This window comes from Granulicella aggregans (assembly GCF_014203275.1).
In the GTDB taxonomy this organism is placed as follows: Bacteria; Acidobacteriota; Terriglobia; order Terriglobales; family Acidobacteriaceae; genus Edaphobacter.
In genome coordinates this window covers 184,200-204,301 of record NZ_JACHIP010000005.1, presented here as the reverse complement: position 1 = coordinate 204,301, position 20,102 = coordinate 184,200, and the positions used below count along the sequence as shown (strand labels likewise).

The window sequence follows — 20,102 nt, the reverse complement described above, 5'->3', positions numbered from 1 at the left end:
TTTTGCGTCAACAAGATAGATACGAACGGGGGGACGAAAAGTCTCCAGGCAGAAACACAGAATGGGAAGTAAAGTTGCAATGGTCTCTGAATCCTAGCGTTTCCGAGCAGGAGAGGCAATGATTGGGTACATTACAGAAGGGCAGGGTCGCAGTAAAGCTGCCTGACCCAGTTGGAGGATGGCTCTGGAACGCTATCTGGTAGATGATGTTGGTCTCTTAGGTCACAGAACGTTCCGATTGTCGACTAACTGAAGAGCTTCAAAGGAGTCTCACAGGCTATGGGAAACGTACCGATGGCAATTCCGCTGGCGGAGGCTGGGGTCGACGAGACTGCCCGGGCGCAGGTGCTTGCTCGTCGCTATCATGCCGATTTCGTTGACTTAAAGAACTTCAAGATCCAGCACGAGCTCTTCAAGAGTGTGCCGGTGGACATGATGTTCCGTTACAACTTTGTGCCGCTGGAGCAGCATGAAGGGCGGTTGGCGATTGCGGTCTCTGACCCGTCGAAGCTCATGGTCCTGGATGAGATCTCGGGCCTGCTCGGCCAGCGACTGGTGACTCGGGTGGCGACGTTGTCGCAGATCACCGACCTGTTGAAGAAGACCGAGCAGTCGCAGCGCGTTCTGGATGAGGCGAGCGAGGGGCTCGCCTTCGACGTTCTGACCAACGACGAGAACTCCGACTCGAACATCTCGATTGAGCGCCTGACCAGCGAAGATGACATCTCGCCCATCATTCGACTTGTCGACACCACGATCTTCACCGCCCTGGAGCGTCGTGCATCCGACATACATCTTGAGACCTTCGACGACTCGCTGCTGGTGAAATACCGGATCGACGGTGTTCTGCAACAGGCGATGGCCCCCATCGCGCGCGAGCACCACCAGACCATACTTTCGCGTATCAAGGTCATGAGCGAGTTGGATATCGCCGAGCGGCGCGTGCCGCAGGACGGTCGTTTCCGGGTGCGCTACAAAGGCCGCCTGATCGACTTCCGTGTCAGCATCATGCCCACCGTCCATGGCGAAAATGCTGTACTCCGCGTGCTCGACAAAGAGTCGATGAGCGAAAAGTTCAAGAAGCTTTCACTCGACGTTGTGGGCTTCGCTGAAAAGGACCTGACCCGCTTCCGCCGCTACATCAAGGAGCCCTACGGGATGGTGTTGGTCACTGGGCCAACCGGTTCGGGTAAGACGACGACTCTCTACGCCGCGCTCAACGAGATCAAGAGCGAAGAAGACAAGATCATCACCATCGAAGATCCGGTCGAGTACCAGATTCGCGGCATCACCCAGATTCCGGTCAATGAGAAGAAGGGGCTGACGTTCGCCCGCGGGCTTCGTTCGATTCTGCGCCACGATCCGGACAAAATTCTGGTGGGCGAGATTCGCGACGCCGAGACAGCACAGATTGCCATTAACTCGGCGCTTACCGGCCACCTTGTCTTTACGACCGTCCACGCCAACAACGTCGTCGACGTGTTGGGCCGCTTCCTGAACATGGGCGTAGAGCCCTATAACTTCGTGTCGGCGCTGAACTGCATCCTAGCGCAGCGGCTCGTTCGAACGGTCTGTGATTTCTGTGCTCGCGCCGTCAAATACACCGATGCGGAGCTTGATCTGAACGGGCTCAACCCGGCCGAGTGGCAGGGCTTCACCTTCCGCGAGGGTACGGGATGTATTGAGTGCGGCGGGACCGGCTTTCGGGGCCGCTCGGCGATCCACGAACTACTCGAACTGGATGACGAGATTCGTGAGATGCTGTTGGCGAAGAAACCCGGGAGCGAAATTCGCAAGAAGGCTAAGGATAAAGGAATGGCGTTCCTCCGCGATTCGGCGATTGACCGGGTCCGCGAGGGCGTGACAACGCTGAAAGAGATTAACAAGGTGACCTTTATCGAGGCCGGAAGGTGAGCGAACAGGCTACTGTTCAACCTCCTCTTAACCAGCTCGATCCCTGTTTGGGATGTTGATTCGAAAGACGTAGATGGTCTTTGGGCCGTAATCTTGCAGGTGCAGGTAAGCTAGGACTCGATGGAGATATTGCCAAAGGCTTTAGGGACCCGGCCACGGCTGGCGGTAGAGATTCGCTGGGGCGGCGTCGTCGCAGCACGGGCGGACGACGCATCGACCGGGGTGCTGTCGGCCGTCGCGAAGGCGGACCTCCCCATCGACGCGGTCGAACCGGGGTTGCGGGCTGGAAACTTCCGTGTCCCATCCGATGTCGTAGCGGCGGTTCGCAAGACGCTCGAGGCTGTGACCGAGAAGGGGATCGGGCGGGAAGTCACACTCGTGGTGCCCGATTCCGCCGTGCGAGTGTTATTGCTGGACTTCGACTCGCTGCCGGGCAAGCCAGTTGAAGCTCTTCCCGTCGTTCGATTCCGGCTGAAGAAGCTGCTTCCTTTTGAAGCGGATGACGCGGCGGTCAGCTATCAGATTATGGGTGGCAAGTCGGGAACCGCGAAGGGCGGCATTCGGGTCGTTGCGGTAGCGATTCCTCGCGAGGTCCTGGCTGAATACGAAGCGGTAGTCCGCGAGGCGGGCTTTGAACCGGGAGCCGTGCTGCCAAGCACCATGGCTGCTATCTCGGGGCTCGGCGAAGACGCAACGGGCGCGCCCGCGCTGGTAGTGAACGCAGGTCCGCAGGCCGTTACGACCGCGATCGTCAGTGGCGGTGTGCTTCTGCTCCACCGCTCCGTCGACATGTCGGGCAATCTGCAGGTTGGGATACTCGCAGAGGCGACCGTATCCATGACCGACGCGCAACAGGAGACCGTGACCGTGCCTCTGTTGCCGCTGATCGACGTCGAGGATTCGCAGCAGGAGTGGGCGATGCAGGAGGCTGTAGATCCGTTCGGCCGCGGCGAAGCTCTACCGCAGGGAACTCGTCGGTCGCTCTACGCAGGCGGACTTTCGGAGGACGCACTGGTAGCGGAGATTGAAGCTCAGGCACTGTCCGAGGCGGCCCTGGAGGCTGCGGCCTACGCCGCCGCCCGGGAAGCTGCGGTAGCGCCAAGGCAGACTCAAGCTCAGATCGCCGAGCAGGGCTATCTCCGCGAAGTGACGCAGGCTGTAAGCGTGGCTGCGGCTTACTTTGAAGACACTCTTGAGAGCTCGCCCAGCGCGGTGTTGTCGGCTGGGAGCGTCAGCGCGCAGTCGCTCGGAGCAATGCTGACTGAGGCGGGGTTTGGAGAGATGATGGAAGCCGGGAGCCGGATTCGGGTTCGCGAGGTGGTCGACGAGGATTCTCTAGCCGGCCAGGCGGTGACGTCGGTCGTGCCGAAGGGCTGGTTGTCGGGAGTTCGGGGGGCGCTGAGAAGCTGATGCTGGTATCTATCAACCTGGCCACCCGGCCGTTCGTGGAACTCAGGCCTCTGTTGGCAAAGCTGCGGCTAGCCATGATCGGTCTGGCGTTGCTGGGAATCGCGCTGATCATCGGACTGCGCGCGTTGAAAGAGCGCGCCGACGCGGCGACGGCACAGATGGACGCTCTGAAGGCGCAGACGGCGGACTACCAGGGGCGCATGCTGAAGAACGAAGCCCGCATGAAGCAGCCGCAGAATCGCGCTGTGCTGGAAAGGGCGCGCTTCCTGAACGAATTGTTCGAGAAGAAGAGCTTTAGTTGGACGGCGGTGATGATGGATCTCGAACGTGTCCTCCCCTCCGGAGTGCAGGTTATGGGCATCGATCCTTCCATCAGTAAGGAAGGCGACGTCAACATCCGCCTTCGCGTGAACGGCGACCGCGAGAAAGCCGTGCAACTGGTTCGGAACCTCGAGAAGTCGAGACGCTTCCTGTCGCCAAGGCTCTCGAACGAATCCCTTCAAGCAAGCCAGGCAGGCGGGCCCGGAGGGTTGAATCAGCTTCCCGCTGGAGCTCAATTAGGCGTGCAGTTCGACATTCTAAGCGGCTACAACCCTATCTCCACAGAGGAGGCCGCAGCGCTCTCAGCGGAGGCCAAGAAGGCCGCCGACAGCGATGGCGAGCCAGTCAAACATAAGAGCGCGAAGAAGTCGTCGGCCACGGGAACGCCCGCTGCGCCACATCGCGTCTCTCCCGGAGGCCGTCGATGAGCGCGCGTGCCGAAGGAGTGGTCGTGAAGCGGCCAAGATTTGGAGGGGCGCTCAGCGGGCGTGCAGGCCTCGGCGTCGCCGTAGAGAGGACGCGCGGTGCCCTGACGGCATTGAACCTCCACTTCGCTGGAGTCGCCCTGCTGGTGCTCTTGAACGTGTATCTCCTGATCCACATGGCCTTTCTATGGCAGACCGCAAACAGCCAGGACGCGAACGCAGTAGCGCAGGAGAAGGTCCGGCTGCAGACAGCGAAGATCGCAGCCGCCCCGCTCGATGGCCTTGACGGAAAGCTGCAGACATCTACTGCGGATGCGAACGAGTTCTACCAGTCCCGGTTGCCTTATGCGGGCTCTCAAGTTGTCATGGAGGTGGGCGCGCTGGCGAAGAAGCAGAACGCGAAGATGACGCGGGTGCAGTACGGATATACGCCGCTATATCTTGACGGAACCGCTCCAGGCCCGGATGTCGTGCCCTCAGTGACCGAGATGCGGATGGACGCCAGCTTCACCGGGGAGTACCGCTCACTCGTCCAACTGGTGAACGAACTGGAGCGCGATCGGATGTTCTTCCTCATTACCGGTGTCACCCTGACAGGCCAGCAGAGCGGCACCGTGAGTCTTCGGATGAAGTTGACGACGTACGTACGTCCGCCGCGAGGCGACGAGAAGGCCGGACCGCTGCCGGAAGACTCAAAGGACGACGAAGCTGTGGGCGCTGCTGCGGGAGGTACCGCGCAATGAGCCTCGGAGCAAGCGATAAAGACAAGATCATTCGCTACGGAGTCATCGGCGGAGCCTTGCTGGTTGTCGTCGTGTACGGATATCTGCAACTGCGAACTCCGGACTCGCCCCCGCCCGTGGTTTCGCCATCAATCATGCTTCCGCCGGTAAAGACGACTCCCGCCGGTTCCGACCGCGCCACCGCTACGGCGTTACCAAGCGGCGTGGTTACCAAAGGCGTGAAGGACGCCATCAAGGTCGGAACGACCGCTTCGCAGTACGATCCTTCGTTGCGTATGGGAGCCATGCTGGTCGCCGAATCTCTGAAGTACTCGGGCACCGGAAGAAACATCTTCTCCGACTCTCCGGTGACTGCGCTGGCTCCGATCATCAAGCCGATCGCATCGGTGCGAAATACAGGGCCAGTCCAGCCTGTAGAACAGGTGTATGTGCCGCCGCCACCGCCTCCGATCGACTTGAAGTTCTTTGGCACGGCGACGAAGGCGGACGGCAGCCGTCAGGCATTCCTGCTCCACGGGGACGATGTCTTTTTGGCAGCGACAGGCACCATCGTGCAACGGCGCTACAAGATTGGGACGATCTCGGCGAACTCTGTTGAGGTGGAAGATATGACCAATAACAACAAACAGAATCTGCCGCTGCAAAAGAACTGACATGGCGATCTACAAGGTCAATCCGCAACCGCGCGAAGCTCGCGACGGCGAGCAGGGATTTCTGCTGCTCGGCGTGATCGTCATGATCGCGCTGATATTGATCTTCCTGAGCGTAGCCGCCCCCATCGTGGCGAAGGATCTCCAGCGAGAGAAGGAGCTTGAGGCAGTCCATCGGGGAGAGCAGTACGTCAACGCGATCCGGCTCTTCCACCTCAAGACGAACGCCTTCCCGGCATCGGTCAAGCAGCTGGAAAAGACCAACAACGAGCGCTATCTTCGCCAGCACTATATCGACCCGTTTACGGGCAAGGACGACTGGCGGCTGATCGGCGTGGGGCAAGCCAAGACGACGGTGAAGGGCTTCTTCGGGCAACCGCTTTCGGGGTTGGCGACGAGCGGCCTGGGATCTGCCTCCGGGTTGTCGAGCGGCCTTGGCGGCAGCGCGACGACCGGCGGCACAGCGGGTGGAAATGTTCTCGGGCCGGGGGGCACGACGGCTACCGGAACGTCCGGTGATTCGGGAACCGCAGGCGGGTCAAGTTCTGGCGGCACCAGCAGCTTCGGTCAGAGCAGCTTCGGACAAAGCGGACAGAGCGGATCGACCGGGACAGGATCGGACTCGCCGCTTGACGGAGGATCGGTGGGGCCGTTCCTCGGCGTAGGGCTGTCGAAGGATGGCAACTCGATCATCACGCTGAACGAGCAGACGAACTACTCGACATGGGAGTTTATTTACGACCCGCGTATCGAGCTGCTCTACGGGAAGTCGAGCATCTTCGGCGGTGGGATCGCAACACAGAGCGGTGGGCTAGGATCCGCGAGTGGGCTTAGCAGCACTCCGACGGGTGGAGTAGGAACTCCGACCAATCCGACGACACCGACCGATCCGAACAACCCCAATAACCCAACGCCCACGCCGAATCCGGCTCCTGCGCAGAATCCGCAGTAGGGCGGGTGCATCTGTTTTGGCTTTAGCAGACCTAGGCTACAGCCTTTGACAGTGACTTCAATAAGGCAATGGAGCTTCAGCCCCATGGGAATGTCGCGTCAAGGGCGTTTCATGGTCGCTTTGTCGGCTTATCGACAATTGAAGTCGCGGGTGTAAGAGCTGTAGCTCGGAGCTTGCCGATGCGGCCTTTGGGGCCGACGACGAAGGGGAGCGAGAGGGCGTTCCAGTTCTTGTTGGCGTCTTTGTCGTCGAGCGATGAAGGCGCGAGGGAACGCCAGTTCCGGCCGTCGTCGGTGGAGATGTCGGTGCCGTTGGGGCCTACGGTGATCCAGGATTTGGTGGGGGCGTCGTAGGCTACGGCTGAGCGGTAGCCGTGGGGTGGGGTCTGGGCTAAAGTCCAGGATTTGCCTGCGTCGGTGGAGAAGATGGCGGTCTTCAAGGTAGCCGACGGCTTCTGGTAGTCACCGCCAACAGCGACTCCAAACTTGTCTTCACGGAATGCCAGGGAGAAAATTCCTGCGCTCGATGTTCCCTGAGACATCGGAGTTTCGACGCACATTGATTCCATACGGCATGGCTCACAGGTCGGTGTCTGTTCAGTTCCTTCCCTGTGAACGTACGAATGATCTGGGGTCTGGGTGGCGAGCCATTGATAGCCCCAGGTGGGATCACGGTGAGGCTTCAGACCTATAACCAGCGTTGAGTTGCTCCCGGCGAAGCCTCCCTCATTTGGCTCAGCATGAAGCTCGAAGAAATAATCAGACAGCCTAGAATCGGGATCATCTCCGGGACCGAATCGCCAGACGGGCAGAACATGTCCAGATTTTTCGCTTACTAGAGTGTGATCCACGGAGTCGCCAGCAATTTCGTAGGTGTCTTCATTGAGCGCGCGCAGCGCGTCCCAGAAACCATCTTTATCGGGGTTGGTGAAGAGGAGCTTCCATGTCTGACATCCGTCGGTGGTCTTGTAGAGGCGGGATAGGTCGCCGGGCCCGGAGGACATGACGATGGCGGTCTTCTCGTCGAAGGCCTGGATGCCGCGGAAGTCTAATTTTTCGGCACCCGGGGGGATGGCGCAGGTCTGCCATAGGTAGCCGCCGTCCTCCGTCCGCAGAACAGTTCCGTTGGTGCCGCTGGCCCAGGCGACTCCGCCGCCGACGTTGTGGATGCCGCGCAGGCTGGCGGTGGTATGGGACTCCTCGATCTCCCATTGGGCGTGGGAGTGAGTCGGGAACGTGATCGCGAGGATGAGGGTTGCGAGGATGGCGCGCATCGTGGTGTCGTTTGTCCGGAGGAGCGTGGTGGCTGAAGGGCGGGGTGGAGAAGCAGGTCCTTCGCTGCGTCTCTTGCGGTGAGACTTCAATAGACTTTGCTCACGATGACGGCAAATGCGAATCACAGGATGTAACAGCAGAGACAGATGCCGGATGAAGCAGAGACGGATTGCTCGTGGAGGTTAAGGGCCCGATCCCGCTCATTCGCGGTGAAGCTGCGAATGAGCGGGGCACAGATTTTGTCGGGTGGAGGTGAGTGGCTCGCACAGATGTCGCCGGTGCTGCTTGATACCCCCCTCCCCCTTGTTTTGCGTCAAAATATTCAAAAATAAGAACTTAGGGATATACCACGGTATACATGGCCTGATCCAGAGATGGAACGAGCCCGGCTGGTGGGCCGGGCTCGGAGAGTCGCTTTCATTAATGATTGTCCGGGTGGGTCGCTGCGTCAAGTTCTTTGGTGACGGCGCTGTCTGGTATCCCACGGAGGTTGTGCCTTCTTTAGCTCAAGACCCTGTGAAGCGGGGCCGATGAGCACTTCGGGGAATCAGCGAAACAAGCCTGGGAAGAGAGCGGGGCGCGAGATCAGGGATGCCATGTCATGCACGGGCGGTCGAGGTGGGCGGCCGGTGAGGAAAGATCGCAACGGGTCGGAAGGACGCTTCGGGCGGGTGCGTCTCATGGGGCTCGGGATAGCGCTTGCTTTGCTGCCGGGTGCGATCTGCCGGAGCGGGGCACAAGGGATTGGCCGTCCGGATGGCGTTCTGCATACGGTGCGGGAGATCGAACAGCTTCCACCGGCGGAGGCAGCGAAGGGGCTGCCGGTCCATCTGACGGCGACCATCACCTACTATGAGCCGGGGCGGTACACGATGTTCGTGGCGGACCCGACCGGCGGGATCTACGTCGGGCTGGTGACGCCGGAGGCGCAGGGGATGCGCCGCGGCGACCTGATCGAGATCGCCGGGATCACCAACAAGAGCTACAAGACGACGGTGATCAAGCCACACATCCGGGTGTTGGGCCCGGGTTCGCTGCCGGCGGCGAAGGCAGCCGGATTTCGCGAGCTGATGTCAGGTGATGACGACTGCCAATTGGTGAAGATTCGCGGCACGGTGCGTTCGGCCAGCATCAAGAAGGACCCAAGCGGAAAGATGGCTCAGCTTGAGATCCAGATTCCGGGCGGGCTGGTGCGGGCCTACATCGAAGACCGGGAGGGGGTGGATCTGACCGATCTGATCGACGCTGAGGTGGAGTTCTCCGGGGTTGCGGGGGGCATCTTCAACGGGCGCAAGCAGCTGATGCAGACGGTGCTGTATGGCACGAACAAGGGCGATCTGATGGTGCTACGTCCGGCGAAGGTGCGGCCGAGGCAGCTTCCGTGGACTGCGATCGACGATGTGCTGCAGACCCGGTATGTCGAGGACAGATCCGAGCGCGTACGGGTGCGGGGAGCGGTGACGTTCTATGAACCGGCGAACTCGATCGTCATTCAGCATGATGGCGAAAGTCTGCTGGCTCAGACGCACGATCTGGAGTCGATAGCGCTAGGGCAGGTGGTGGATCTGGTGGGCTTTGCGGATGGAAATGGGTCTGGGCCGATGCTGGACGAGGCGCAGATCTTTCCGACCGGCGAGTTTGAGACCGTCATGCCGCGGCCAGTCTCCTACGAGGACGCGATTACCGGTCTGTACAGCGAAGGGCTGGTGACGCTGGAAGGCAAGGTGTTGTCGGAGCTGCATGGCGAGGTGTCGGATTCGATGGTCATTACCGTCGATGAGCACCCCGTGAACGTACTGCTGTGGACGAGCGACCGGCTGCGGCTGCAACCCCTGGCTGTGGGCACGGTGGTGAAGGTGACCGGAATCTGCCACATCACGAAGACCGATCCATGGGGGAACTCGGTGTCGTTTCTGCTGGAGATGCGGGAGGCGGGAGATGTGACGGTGGTGCGGGTGGCCTCGTGGTGGACGGTGCTGCACCTGCTGCTGCTTCTGCTGGCGCTGCTGGTAGTGTCTTTGACGGTGACGGGATGGGCGCTGGCGCTGCGGCGGCGAGTGACGGCACAGGCGGAACGGATTCAGCAGTCAATGGCAGTTGAGCGGGAGCGAGGACGTCTGCTGGAGGCGATCAATTCACAGATGCCTCTGACGGAGTTGATGGAGGACATTTGCGGATCGTTTGAGGAGCTGGTGGCCGAGGTGACTTGCAGCTATGACCTACTGGAGAGCTGCTGTGACCTCAGCGAAGATTGGACTGTTGAGCATCGGGCTCCGGATGCCGGGGTGGCGCGGGGCTCGATCGAGGTGAGGCGAACACCGGTCTTCGAGGCGATGATGACGGACACGACCGGGGCGGCGATAGGGGTCTTCCGCGCGGTGGGTTCGGCGGGAAGGAAGATCAGCGCGGAGGAGCGCGAGGCGTTGACTGTGTGTGCCAGCCTGGCGAACATCGCGCTGAATCAGCGGAGGCTGTTTGAGCGGTTGAACTTTACCTCCACGCATGACCCGCTGACGGGGTTGCCGAACCGGAGGCTCTCCGACCTGCGGTTGGATGAGGCGCTGCGCGATGCGAAGGTGAGCGGGCGGCTGGTCGGAGTGGTGTATATCGACGTGGACCACTTCAAGCAGGTGAACGATGTGCATGGACACAAGACCGGGGATTTGTATCTGCAGGCGATCTCGGAGCGGCTGAACGGGAAGGTGCGGTCAAGCGACCTGCTAGCGAGGATCGGCGGGGACGAGTTTATGCTGACGGCCACGCTGCGCACCCACGAGGATGCGGAGATGTATCGGCAGCGGCTGAAAAGCTCCTTTGAGGAGCGCTTTCATCTGGAAGGTGTGGTCGTGGATGGATCGGCGAGCATTGGGCTAGCGGTCTTTCCTGTACATGGGACGACGGCGGAGGAGCTGCAGCGGCATGCGGATCTGGATATGTATGCGGCGAAGGAGCGGCGGCATTCCGTACCTAGACGTAGTGCAGTGGAGGTTGAGCAGCGTCTGGTCTCCTGACGGTGGCTGAGACTCTAGCGATCGCTTCCGTAAGCTACTGATGCATATAGACTTCGTTCTGATCGGGCTGGGATCGATCGGGCCCGCTCCCGGCGACAATTCATGGCGATAGGCGTGAATCTCCGGGTATGGGGCATGCATCAGATACCTTGACAGTAAGTCACTCACATGTGATGATGGGTGAGTCGGAAGTTCAGAGACAAATAGGGGGCAGTACATATGGGCAAGATTATTGGTATCGATTTAGGAACCACGAACTCCTGCGTGGCCGTGATGGAAGGCGGCGAGCCGAAGGTGATCGCGAACGAAGAGGGCGGACGTACGACCCCGTCGATTGTTGCGTTTACGAAGAGCGGCGAGCGCCTGGTGGGTCAGGTGGCGAAGCGTCAGGCGATCACGAACCCTGAGAACACGGTGTATTCGATTAAGCGCTTTATGGGCCGCCGGATGAACGAAGTCGGCGATGAGATGAAGATGGTGCCGTACAAGGTCGTAACCAAGGGCGACAACGTCGGCGTTCTGGCGCAGGGCAAGGAGTTCACCGCTCCTGAAGTCTCCGCGATGATCCTGCAGAAGCTGAAGAAGGCCGCCGAGGACTACCTTGGCCAGTCGGTTACGGAAGCTGTCATCACGGTTCCGGCTTACTTCAATGACGCACAGCGTCAAGCGACCAAGGATGCGGGCAAGATTGCCGGACTTGATGTGAAGCGCATTGTGAACGAGCCGACGGCGGCTGCGCTTGCTTATGGTCTGGACAAGAAGAAGGACGAGACGATTGCGGTCTACGACTTTGGCGGCGGTACCTTTGATATCTCGATTCTTGAGGTTGGCGAAGGCGTGATCGAGGTGAAGTCGACCAACGGCGATACGCACCTTGGCGGCGATAACCTTGACCAGCGCATTGTGGACTGGCTGATTGGCGAGTTCAAGTCGGACACCGGTCTCGACCTTCATGCGAAGGGTAACGAGATGGCGCTTCAGCGTCTGAAGGACGCGGCGGAGAAGGCGAAGATTGAGCTTTCAACGGCGCAGGAGTCGGAGATCAACCTCCCTTTCATCACGGCGGACGCAAGCGGACCGAAGCACCTGGTTCGCAACCTGACGCGGGCTAAGCTTGAGTCGCTGGTCGATGACCTGTTGCAGCGTTCGATTGGACCCTCGAAGCAGGCGTTGAAGGATGCCGGCATCGATGCTTCGAAGATCGACGAGGTCGTTCTTGTCGGCGGTCAGACGCGTATGCCGAAGATCCAGCAGCTCGTCAAAGAACTCTTTGGCAAGGAGCCGCATAAGGGTGTGAACCCGGATGAGGTTGTCGCTATCGGCGCCGCTGTCCAGGCTGGTGTTCTGGCTGGCGAAGTGAAGGACCTGCTGCTGCTCGATGTCACTCCGCTGACGCTGTCGATTGAGACTGCGGGTGGCGTGGCTACTTCGATGATTGCGAGGAACACGACGATTCCGACGAAGAAGTCGGAGACGTTCTCGACCTTCGCGGATAACCAGACCGAAGTAGAAGTCCATGTCATGCAAGGCGAACGTCCACTGGCGAACGGCAACCGTACGTTGGGCAAGTTCAAGCTCAGTGGCATCGTTCCGGCACAGCGCGGCGTACCGCAGATTGAGGTGACGTTCGACATCGACGCGAACGGCATTCTGAATGTGACCGCAAAAGATCGCGGCACCGGTAAGGACCAGAAGATCACGATTACTTCCTCTTCAGGTCTGAGCAAGGACGAAGTGGAGCGGATGGCGAAGGATGCCGAGGCTCATGCTTCCGAAGACAAGGAGAAGAAGGAAGAGATCGAGGCGCGCAACCAGCTTGATTCGCTGGTCTACAACATCGAAAAGATGTTGAAGGAGAGCGGAGACAAGGTGCAGGAGAGCGATAAGACTGAGGTTGAGTCTACTCTTGCCGAGGCGAAGGACAAGCTTGCTGGAACACCTTCGGCGAGCGACCTGAATGCGGCGAAGGACAAGCTGCAGACGGCAAGCCACAAGCTTGCCGAAGCGGTGTACAAGGCTGGCGCGGCATCCGCTCCGACCGATGGCGCTGCGGCTGCAGAGGGCACTACGCATGAAGAGGCAAAGAAGGACGAAGGCGTAATCGATGCTGAGTACGTAGACGCTGAGAAGTAACCTTTCAGGCGATCACTGCCGGTTGAGAAAGGAAGGGCGCCCCGGAACTTTGAGGGGCGCCCTTCTGTACAAAGGATGAACATCGGTCGATAGGGAATAGAACCTGAGTCGACTACAAGGGGGCTGCGATGACAAACATGGTTTGGAAGTGCGAGCAGTGGTTCGGCGGGCAGATGCAAGAGGCCCAGATGTTTCTCAGCGAGGAGCAGGCGCGGGCGTTTGCGAAGAAGCTCTCCGGTGTGGCCCCGGATCTGATGTTCAAGATTGAACCGATGCCGATTCAGCATGTGTGGAATTAGGAGATTGGCTTCGCGGTAGACTTGCCTCGCGTGAAGGAATGCGGCGAGGTGAGTGATGAGTGAGGCTGGATCTAAGGTGGGAGTTTCAAAGATCGCCGTTGCGCCGTTTCTCTCTGTGAGAAATGGTGCGGCGGCGATCGAGTTTTATAAGGCCGCGTTTGGGGCGGAGGTGCTGTTTCGCCATGATGGGCCGGATGGCTCGGTGGTGTGCGAGATGGGCGTGGGCGAGGGACGGTTCTGGCTGTCGGATGAGTCGCCGGAGAATAAGAACTTCAGCCCGGAGACGCTCGGCGGAGCTACGGCGCGGATGGTGATCGAACTGGATGATCCGGATGCGATGTATGAGCGGGCGTTGACGGCAGGAGCGAAGGTTTCGTGCTCGATGAAGGATGAGTATGGATGGAGGATTGGGAGGGTGAGCGATCCGTTTGGGCATGATTGGGAGATTGGGAGGCGCAACTAAATGGCAGCGCGTATCACGTTCAACGCGCCGCGTTGAACGTGATACGCTCTTCTTGTGATCCGTTCGTTTGCCGACAAGGCTACCGAGGCGCTGTTTGAGACGGGGCGGCACCGATCTTTCGGTACTGCATCCGGCGTGGCTCTGCGAAAGCTGAAGCAGTTGGATATTGTCGAGAAGCTGGATGAACTTCGAGTCCCGCCTGGAAATCGGCTGGAGCTTCTAAAGGGGAAACGGGCAGGGCAACACAGTATTCGTGTGAACGATCAATTCCGCGTTTGTTTTCGCTGGATGGGTCAGGGTCCGGAAGATGTTGAAGTTGTTGACTACCATTGAGGTGAGCTATGGCGATTCCACGTAATCCGAATCATCCCGGCGCTCCGGTACATCCGGGCGAGATGCTGCGGGAGGAGTTTCTTGTGCCGCTGAATATCTCAGCGAACGCGCTTGCGATGGCGCTGCGGGTGCCCTCGACGCGGATCAGCGAGATTGTGGCGGAGCGGCGGAGTATCAGCGCGGATACTGCTTATCGGCTGGCTAGGTACTTTGGAATGCCGGCGCAGTTCTGGATGAATCTGCAGAGTAATTATGAGTTGGCAGTCGCTTATAAGCATGCTCGAAGTGTGATCGAGAGGGAAGTGCTGCCGAGGGAAGTTTCGGTGGCTTGAGCTTGGCGGAACCACGAGCGAAATGCGGGGATGCTTCGCTGCGCTCAGAATGACGGCAAGGACAGGCAACGGCAAGTGCAACAGCAGATCCTCCGACTTCGTCGAAGGATGACAAGGGTGAGAGTGAGTGGCTTTCAAGTCTGGGGGTAGTGGGTGCCTGAAGGCAATGAGATACATCGGTGGGCGGAGCGGCATTTTGCTGCGTTTGGTGGGAAGGTTGTTCGGGCGGATGGGCCGCAGGGGCGGTTTACCGATGTCGATGCGATCGATGGGCGGAAGCTGCTTCGAGTGATGGCTGTCGGCAAGCATCTGGGATATGTGTTTGGGAAAGACCGGATTCTGCATATCCACCTGGGGCTGCAGGGAGACTTTACCGAGGGCTCTGGGCCGCTGCCGGAGGTGCGTGGGGCGCTGCGGTTGAGGATGTGGAATGAGGCTGCGGTGAAGAAGCCCGCAGCGCCGGGGGAGAGCAAGCGTCATGCGTGGTATGCGGACGATGATGGCTCGAACGACTTCGACGCCAAGAAGGTGGCGTGGGTAGAGCTGCGCGGGCCGATGGACTGCTCGGTGTACACGGACGCGAAGTGGGACAAGCTGAGGGAGCGTCTGGGGCCTGATCCGCTGGGTGTGGATGGGACGGGCGGAGATGACCCGGCGAAGGCGTTTGCGAAGATCCTGAAGAGCCGGAAGTCGATTGGGGAGCTGCTGATGGACCAGTCGGTTATTGCGGGGATTGGCAATATCTATCGGGCGGAGTTGCTGTTTCGGGCGCGACTGAGTCCCTTTCTGCCTGGGAAAGACGTTGCGGAGGCTACGCTGCAGGCGATCTGGAAGGAGGCGTTGCCGTTGATGCGGGCGGGAATGGTGGATCGCAGGATTGTGACGACGCGACCGGAAGACCGGCCATCGTCGAAAGGAAAGAAGAAAGCGGCTCGACCGGACAAAGAAGAGGCACACTATGTCTATCGGCGAAATGGGAAGCCTTGCTTTGTCTGCGGGACAACAGTGTTGAAACGGGAGATGGCAGCGCGGAATCTCTTCTGGTGCCCCACCTGTCAGGCCGAAGAAGGAAAGAAGGGGTGACGTTGTTGATGCGGGCGTACCGATCGGCGTGCTTCTGCGTCCAATGTGTAGTGAAGTGAATCAAACTAATTGCAAGCCGAGTTGAATAAGGCTATCGCGGCGAACCGAAAGCAAGGGCGCGTTCCAGAGGAGCAGTGCAGGCGCGGTTTGCGGATGGATGCATGGACTGTTCAGGCATAGAGCAAGACAAATTCCCAGGACCGGGGTTTGAACAGGTAGAGAAACGGCTTTGAAGGTCTGGAACTCAAATCTAGTCGCGAGGGTGATGACAATGTCAGAGACGCTTTGGATATGCGACCAGTTACGGTTTGGTCAGCTCTACAACCGGATGATGTTCGACACGAAGGCTGAAGCAGAGCAGTTTGTGCAGCGGATGAAGCCGATGGAGCCGGATCAGCAGTTCTCAATTGAGGCGATTGAAGCGTACAAGATCTGGAACTGAGTTCCTGAAACGAACTGAAGTGATGGCGCCGATGCAGTTTGTCGGCGCCATTATTTATGCTGGTGGGTGTGACTGAAGAAGGTGCAAGATCAAGCGCAGAAGCAGATCCTCCGCTTCGTGAAGGATGACAAGGTTCTTTGCACGGGATGACAAGATCAGTGGATGAGCATCTGAATGCGTGATGCTGAGAGAAGATAGAAGACTATGGCTCCAACACAGAAGAAGGATTATTACGGCTCGCTGGGCGTGAAGTCGACCGCGACGCAGGATGAGATTCGCAAGGCGTTCCGCAAGATGGCGCGGAAGTATCACCCGGACGTGAACCCGAACGACAAGAAGTCCGAAGAGAAGTTCAAGGAGATCTCCGAGGCAAACGACGTCCTCAGCGACGAGAAGAAGCGGAAGGTCTTCGACCAGTTCGGCTTCTATTCGGACAATATCGACCCGGCAGCGGCGGATGCGGCTGCTCGTGGCGGTTACGGCGGCGGCGGATTTCCGGGCGGCGCGGGCGCGAGCGGTCGTCCCGGCCAGGAAGTCCCATTCGACTTTGGCGGCTTCGACTTTTCAGGTTTCCAAGGCGGACGCGAGCCTCGGAGCACCGATGCAGGTGGTGGTTTTGGCGGCAGCTTCAAGGATATCTTCAGCGGCATGTTCAGCGGAGGGCAGAAGTCTTCACGCGGGGCGCAGCCGGGGACAGACCTCGAGTACCAGGTGAATGTGGACTTCTGGACCCTGATTCGCGGCGGTGTGACCAAGCTGGAGATCACGCGGAAGGAGACATGTCCGACGTGTAAGGGGAAGTCGACCTCGGGCGGGAGTATGGAGTGTCCGGAGTGTGAAGGAACGGGCCAGGTGACCCAGATGGGCGGGCGAATGAAGTTCAACATCCAGTGCCCACGCTGCAGCGGGTCGGGCAAAGTGCAGAACGCGTGTGCGACCTGTAGCGGAGCCGGTGTGATCACGAAGCGCGAGCCTTTGGAGTTTCGTATCAAGCCTGGGACCAGAGATGGCCAGAGGATCAGGCTTGCTGGAAAAGGCAACGCCGGCACGGATGGCGGAACGGCAGGAGACCTGTTCCTGATCATCAAGGGCGGCACGAACCCGGTATTTATGCGGCAGGGGGACGACATCTATGTGACGGTTCCGGTGTCTGTCAGTGAAGCAGCGCTGGGCGCGAAGATCGATGTGCCGACGGTCGATTCGCATGACGGCGGACCGAAGACGCAGTTGAAGATTCCGCCGGGGACTCAGACGGGTCAGAAGCTGCGGTTGCGCGAAAAAGGCGTTCCCAGTGCGACGCGCGATGGCGTGCGCGGCGATCAGATCGTGGAGGTGAAGATCGTGATCCCGAAGGTGCAGGATGAGCGGTCGAAGGAGATACTCCGGGAGTTGGCAGCGCTCAATCCAGAGGACCCGCGGAGCGGAATCTTCGGGCAGGTGTAGTCGACGAAGCCCCACATCTCAGAATCGAGGTGTGGGGCACCCGGCGTGTCCTGGTCGCCGCAAGAGGTCCTGTTCCCAAACGGGTTCTGGTCCCCACAGAAATCTCGAGATTTACACGCAATGTTTGCACAGATATTTGTGCGGCTGTGGTGAGATGGGTCTGTGGGAGGGACTATGAAGCGAATGGCATGGGTGGTGCTATTGCTTGGGGCTGCGGAGTTGGGTTCCGGGTTGGGTTCTGCGCAGACGATGAATGCAGATGAGATTGTGCGGCGGGTGATGCAGCACGACGCGATGCGCCGGGACGCGCTGATCCGGTATGGATCAGAACGAACCTACGAGATGGACTACAAGGGCCCGATCGGGGTGCGGCACGCGCGGATGCAGGTGCGGATGGACTACTCCGCTCCGGACAGCAAGAAGTTCACGGTGCTTTCGGAGACGGGATCGACGGTGTTCTGTCATCAGGTGATCTCCCGGCTGATGGAAGGCGAGCGCGAAGGAGCGTTGGAGGGGAACCGACTGCGGTCGATGCTGTCACCAGAGAATGACCGGCTGGAGTTACTCGGCGAAGAGATGTTCGCGGGCGAGAAGACGTGGGTGCTTCAGGTCACGCCGAAGGACGAGAACCGCTTCAACTACAAGGGCAAAGTTTGGGTGAGCGAGCAGGACTTCGTGGTGATGAGGATTGTGGGCGCGCCAGCGAAGAATCCGACCTGGCTGATGGGTAGCTCAAACTTCGACTACACCTATGCGAAAGATGGGGAGTTCTGGCTTCCCGCGAAGAATCATACGGTGAGCCGTCTTCGGATTGGTGGGGAGATTACGCTGTCCGTCGATTATGGGCAGTATGAGGTGGTGGCGGCTGGACGGCCGAGTGGGGTGATCTCGGCCGCAAACCACGGCGCGGGTGGGCGAGGTGCGGTGACCGGGGTCGCGGTGTCTTTGCCGCAATGAATTCAAGATTCAAATGTTTCGGTCGAACGCCCTTCCTGTTTTCGCATTGACATTTGTTGCGAACCGGTTACTTTGGTTTATGTAGCACATTGCGACACGTTCTGGCATAGACCACTCAGAGTAGGCGGGTTTCCTTAAAGCTCCGGACCCATTGCGAGCGAGTTCAAACCCTGAACAGTGAATAAGACCTGTGAGGGCTCCTGTGGACACTGAAGTCGTGGAAGCCGTTGCGCTGAGCCCACCTGGGGGCGTCAATCGTGCTTCGCGCCCTGAGCGGATGCTGGCTTCAGAGTTGCTCACTGCTCACATGAAGGGGATCGACGTGTTGCGGGGTGCCGCTGTGCTGGCGGTGGTCGTCTTTCATGGAATGGCTTACCACGCTCCTGCGGTCGAATGGGGCCATCCGATTGCGAATGCGATCTATGGGCTGACGGCTTGGGGATGGCTCGGCGTCAATCTTTTCTTCGTGATCTCAGGATTTCTGATCACAGGGATCCTCGACGACACGCTTCAACGGCAAAACTTCTATAAACGGTTTTATATCCGGCGAGCGCTGCGAATTCTACCCGCCTACGTCGCCGTGCTCTTCCTGGCTTGGGCGACCGGGTTTGTGACGCCGAATTACGTGGGTATCTCCCTGCTGTTCCTGGCGAATATGCCGGGACTCTTTCTGCGGCACGGGTACCTTTTCTATGGACCGTTCTGGTCTCTGGCGGTAGAGGAGCAGTTCTATCTCTTATGGCCGATGATGTATCGCAAGCTGCGGCGGCGAGGAATGCTGGTGTCGAGCCTGGCGCTGCTCGTGATCTGTCCTGTGCTTCGTGGGCTTTCGTTTGCGCATGTTCTCCATACCGGCGATGCGCTCAGTAAGACGTGGATGGTCGGCGACAACCTGGCGATGGGGGCGATGTTGGCAATCCTGCTGCGGTGGCCGGGGATGACGGTGGCGAGGGTAGCCGCGCTCGGCTGGACGCAGCTAGCGGCGGGTATTGTGGGGCTAGTCGGCCTGTTTGGCGCGGGCAGGATGGGGTCAGAAGATGTGCTGCGGAACAGCTTGGGTCTGAGCTGCTTTCTGCTGATTTGCAGCAGCGCGGTAGTGTGGATGCTTTGCGTGTTTCGCGAACGGGCTCTCCCGCGATGGCTCAACGGGATGGTCTTCCTGAGTAACATCAGCTACGGGCTGTACCTGATTCATCTGTTGTTGCTGCAGATTTATGACCGGGCTTTTGGCGAGGGGTTTACGCATGATCGCGGGTTGCTATTGCTGCGGTTCGTCGTGGCAAATGGAGTGGCAGTCGGGGTGGCGATGGCGTCGCGGCGGTGGTTTGAGGATCCAATCCTGCGGCTGAAAGGGAGGATTGCGGCGGCGCGTTAGGAAGAGCGTTCCCTGTGAAATTGCTATCGGGTATGATCGGTTACACCGGACTAGCACCTTGATGAGACAAGAGATGCCGTCGCGGGCGGAGAAGGTTTCGTGGCGACGAAGCGAAAGACCAAGGGTGCGTACATGATCTCGGCGGTGGCGGAGATGTACGAGATTCATCCGCAGACGTTGAGACTGTATGAGCGCGAGGGGTTGCTGCGGCCATCGCGCAGTGACGGAAATACTCGGCTATACACCGATGAGGATTTAGAACGGCTTGAGTTCATTCTGAACCTGGCGCGGGACCTGGGCGTGAATATCGCCGGGATCGCGATTGTGCTACAGATGCGCGAGCGGATGGAGGAGATGAACCGGCAGATGCAGGGGTTTGTCGACTACGTTCGGACGGAGATGCTATCTCGGATGCAGCAGCAGCAGGACCCCGGGGCTGGTCTTGTGCCATTGCGGCGAGCGGTTATCGTGCCGGTGAAGCCTGCGGCGAAGGTTGCGCTGAAGGGCGTCAAGAAAAAGTAAGCGGCTACCGGAGATGGCCT

At 59.4% G+C, this 20,102-nt stretch carries 19 protein-coding genes; 18 read left to right on the top strand and 1 reads right to left on the bottom strand.

What is annotated here, in order from left to right; translation table 11 throughout:
• The first annotated feature begins 279 nt into the window (after positions 1–279).
• The 6 genes from HDF16_RS18200 (at position 280) to HDF16_RS18175 (ending at position 6,415) form a co-directional block, all read left to right on the top strand.
• A complete protein-coding gene (locus tag HDF16_RS18200) occupies positions 280–1,914 on the top strand; it encodes a GspE/PulE family protein (RefSeq protein ID WP_184219795.1) in 1,635 nt (544 codons plus the stop codon).
• Between the two features lie 120 nt (positions 1,915–2,034).
• Positions 2,035–3,324: a hypothetical protein gene (locus HDF16_RS18195; protein ID WP_184219791.1), complete on the top strand. Its 1,290-nt coding sequence runs from the start codon at positions 2,035–2,037 to the stop codon at positions 3,322–3,324.
• Complete coding sequence (locus tag HDF16_RS18190) at positions 3,324–4,073, top strand: PilN domain-containing protein (RefSeq protein ID WP_184219788.1); 750 nt, start codon at positions 3,324–3,326, stop codon at positions 4,071–4,073. The genes HDF16_RS18195 and HDF16_RS18190 overlap by 1 nt, the downstream gene beginning before the upstream one ends.
• A complete protein-coding gene (locus HDF16_RS18185) occupies positions 4,070–4,813 on the top strand; it encodes a hypothetical protein (RefSeq protein WP_184219785.1) in 744 nt (247 codons plus the stop codon). Before HDF16_RS18190 ends, HDF16_RS18185 begins: the two co-directional genes overlap by 4 nt.
• Positions 4,810–5,466, top strand: a complete 657-nt coding sequence (locus HDF16_RS18180; RefSeq protein ID WP_184219782.1) for a hypothetical protein — start codon at positions 4,810–4,812, stop codon at positions 5,464–5,466. The genes HDF16_RS18185 and HDF16_RS18180 overlap by 4 nt, the downstream gene beginning before the upstream one ends.
• A 1-nt stretch (position 5,467) precedes the next feature.
• Entirely contained in the window at positions 5,468–6,415 is a 948-nt protein-coding gene (locus HDF16_RS18175) for a type II secretion system protein (protein ID WP_184219779.1), read from the top strand.
• A gap of 109 nt (positions 6,416–6,524) precedes the next feature.
• Here HDF16_RS18175 and HDF16_RS18170 read toward each other — a convergent pair whose 3' ends face one another.
• On the bottom strand, positions 6,525–7,778 hold the full coding sequence (locus HDF16_RS18170; protein WP_246409277.1) for a WD40/YVTN/BNR-like repeat-containing protein: 1,254 nt from the start codon (positions 7,776–7,778) through the stop codon (positions 6,525–6,527).
• 591 nt (positions 7,779–8,369) lie between these two features.
• On the opposite strand from HDF16_RS18170, the gene HDF16_RS18165 reads away from it, so the two are divergent.
• The 12 genes from HDF16_RS18165 (at position 8,370) to HDF16_RS18110 (ending at position 20,082) form a co-directional block, all read left to right on the top strand.
• Positions 8,370–10,700, top strand: a complete 2,331-nt coding sequence (locus tag HDF16_RS18165) for a GGDEF domain-containing protein (RefSeq protein WP_184219774.1) — start codon at positions 8,370–8,372, stop codon at positions 10,698–10,700.
• Between the two features lie 219 nt (positions 10,701–10,919).
• Positions 10,920–12,833, top strand: a complete 1,914-nt coding sequence (gene dnaK / locus HDF16_RS18160) for a molecular chaperone DnaK (RefSeq protein ID WP_184219771.1) — start codon at positions 10,920–10,922, stop codon at positions 12,831–12,833.
• A 128-nt stretch (positions 12,834–12,961) separates the two neighbouring features.
• On the top strand, positions 12,962–13,132 hold the full coding sequence (locus tag HDF16_RS18155; protein ID WP_184219768.1) for a hypothetical protein: 171 nt from the start codon (positions 12,962–12,964) through the stop codon (positions 13,130–13,132).
• 55 nt (positions 13,133–13,187) lie between these two features.
• Positions 13,188–13,595 carry a VOC family protein gene (locus tag HDF16_RS18150; RefSeq protein ID WP_184219765.1) on the top strand — a complete coding sequence of 136 codons (408 nt, stop codon included), beginning with the start codon at positions 13,188–13,190 and terminating at the stop codon, positions 13,593–13,595.
• A 54-nt stretch (positions 13,596–13,649) separates the two neighbouring features.
• Positions 13,650–13,928: a type II toxin-antitoxin system RelE/ParE family toxin gene (locus HDF16_RS18145; RefSeq protein WP_184219762.1), complete on the top strand. Its 279-nt coding sequence runs from the start codon at positions 13,650–13,652 to the stop codon at positions 13,926–13,928.
• Positions 13,929–13,936: 8 nt separating this feature from the next.
• Complete coding sequence (locus tag HDF16_RS18140; protein ID WP_184219759.1) at positions 13,937–14,260, top strand: HigA family addiction module antitoxin; 324 nt, start codon at positions 13,937–13,939, stop codon at positions 14,258–14,260.
• A gap of 153 nt (positions 14,261–14,413) precedes the next feature.
• The gene (locus HDF16_RS30255) at positions 14,414–15,343 is read left to right on the top strand and encodes an Fpg/Nei family DNA glycosylase (protein WP_184219756.1); all 930 of its coding nucleotides are present in this window, start codon (positions 14,414–14,416) and stop codon (positions 15,341–15,343) included.
• Positions 15,344–15,608: 265 nt separating this feature from the next.
• Positions 15,609–15,785, top strand: coding sequence for a hypothetical protein (locus HDF16_RS18130; RefSeq protein WP_221312961.1), 177 nt, complete (start codon positions 15,609–15,611; stop codon positions 15,783–15,785).
• Between the two features lie 204 nt (positions 15,786–15,989).
• Positions 15,990–17,228 carry a DnaJ C-terminal domain-containing protein gene (locus tag HDF16_RS18125; protein ID WP_184219750.1) on the top strand — a complete coding sequence of 413 codons (1,239 nt, stop codon included), beginning with the start codon at positions 15,990–15,992 and terminating at the stop codon, positions 17,226–17,228.
• A gap of 174 nt (positions 17,229–17,402) precedes the next feature.
• The gene (locus tag HDF16_RS18120; protein ID WP_184219747.1) at positions 17,403–18,185 is read left to right on the top strand and encodes a sigma-E factor regulatory protein RseB domain-containing protein; all 783 of its coding nucleotides are present in this window, start codon (positions 17,403–17,405) and stop codon (positions 18,183–18,185) included.
• A 202-nt stretch (positions 18,186–18,387) separates the two neighbouring features.
• Complete coding sequence (locus tag HDF16_RS18115) at positions 18,388–19,560, top strand: acyltransferase family protein (RefSeq protein WP_184219744.1); 1,173 nt, start codon at positions 18,388–18,390, stop codon at positions 19,558–19,560.
• Between the two features lie 99 nt (positions 19,561–19,659).
• Positions 19,660–20,082, top strand: a complete 423-nt coding sequence (locus HDF16_RS18110; RefSeq protein WP_184219741.1) for a MerR family transcriptional regulator — start codon at positions 19,660–19,662, stop codon at positions 20,080–20,082.
• Positions 20,083–20,102 lie beyond the last annotated feature (20 nt).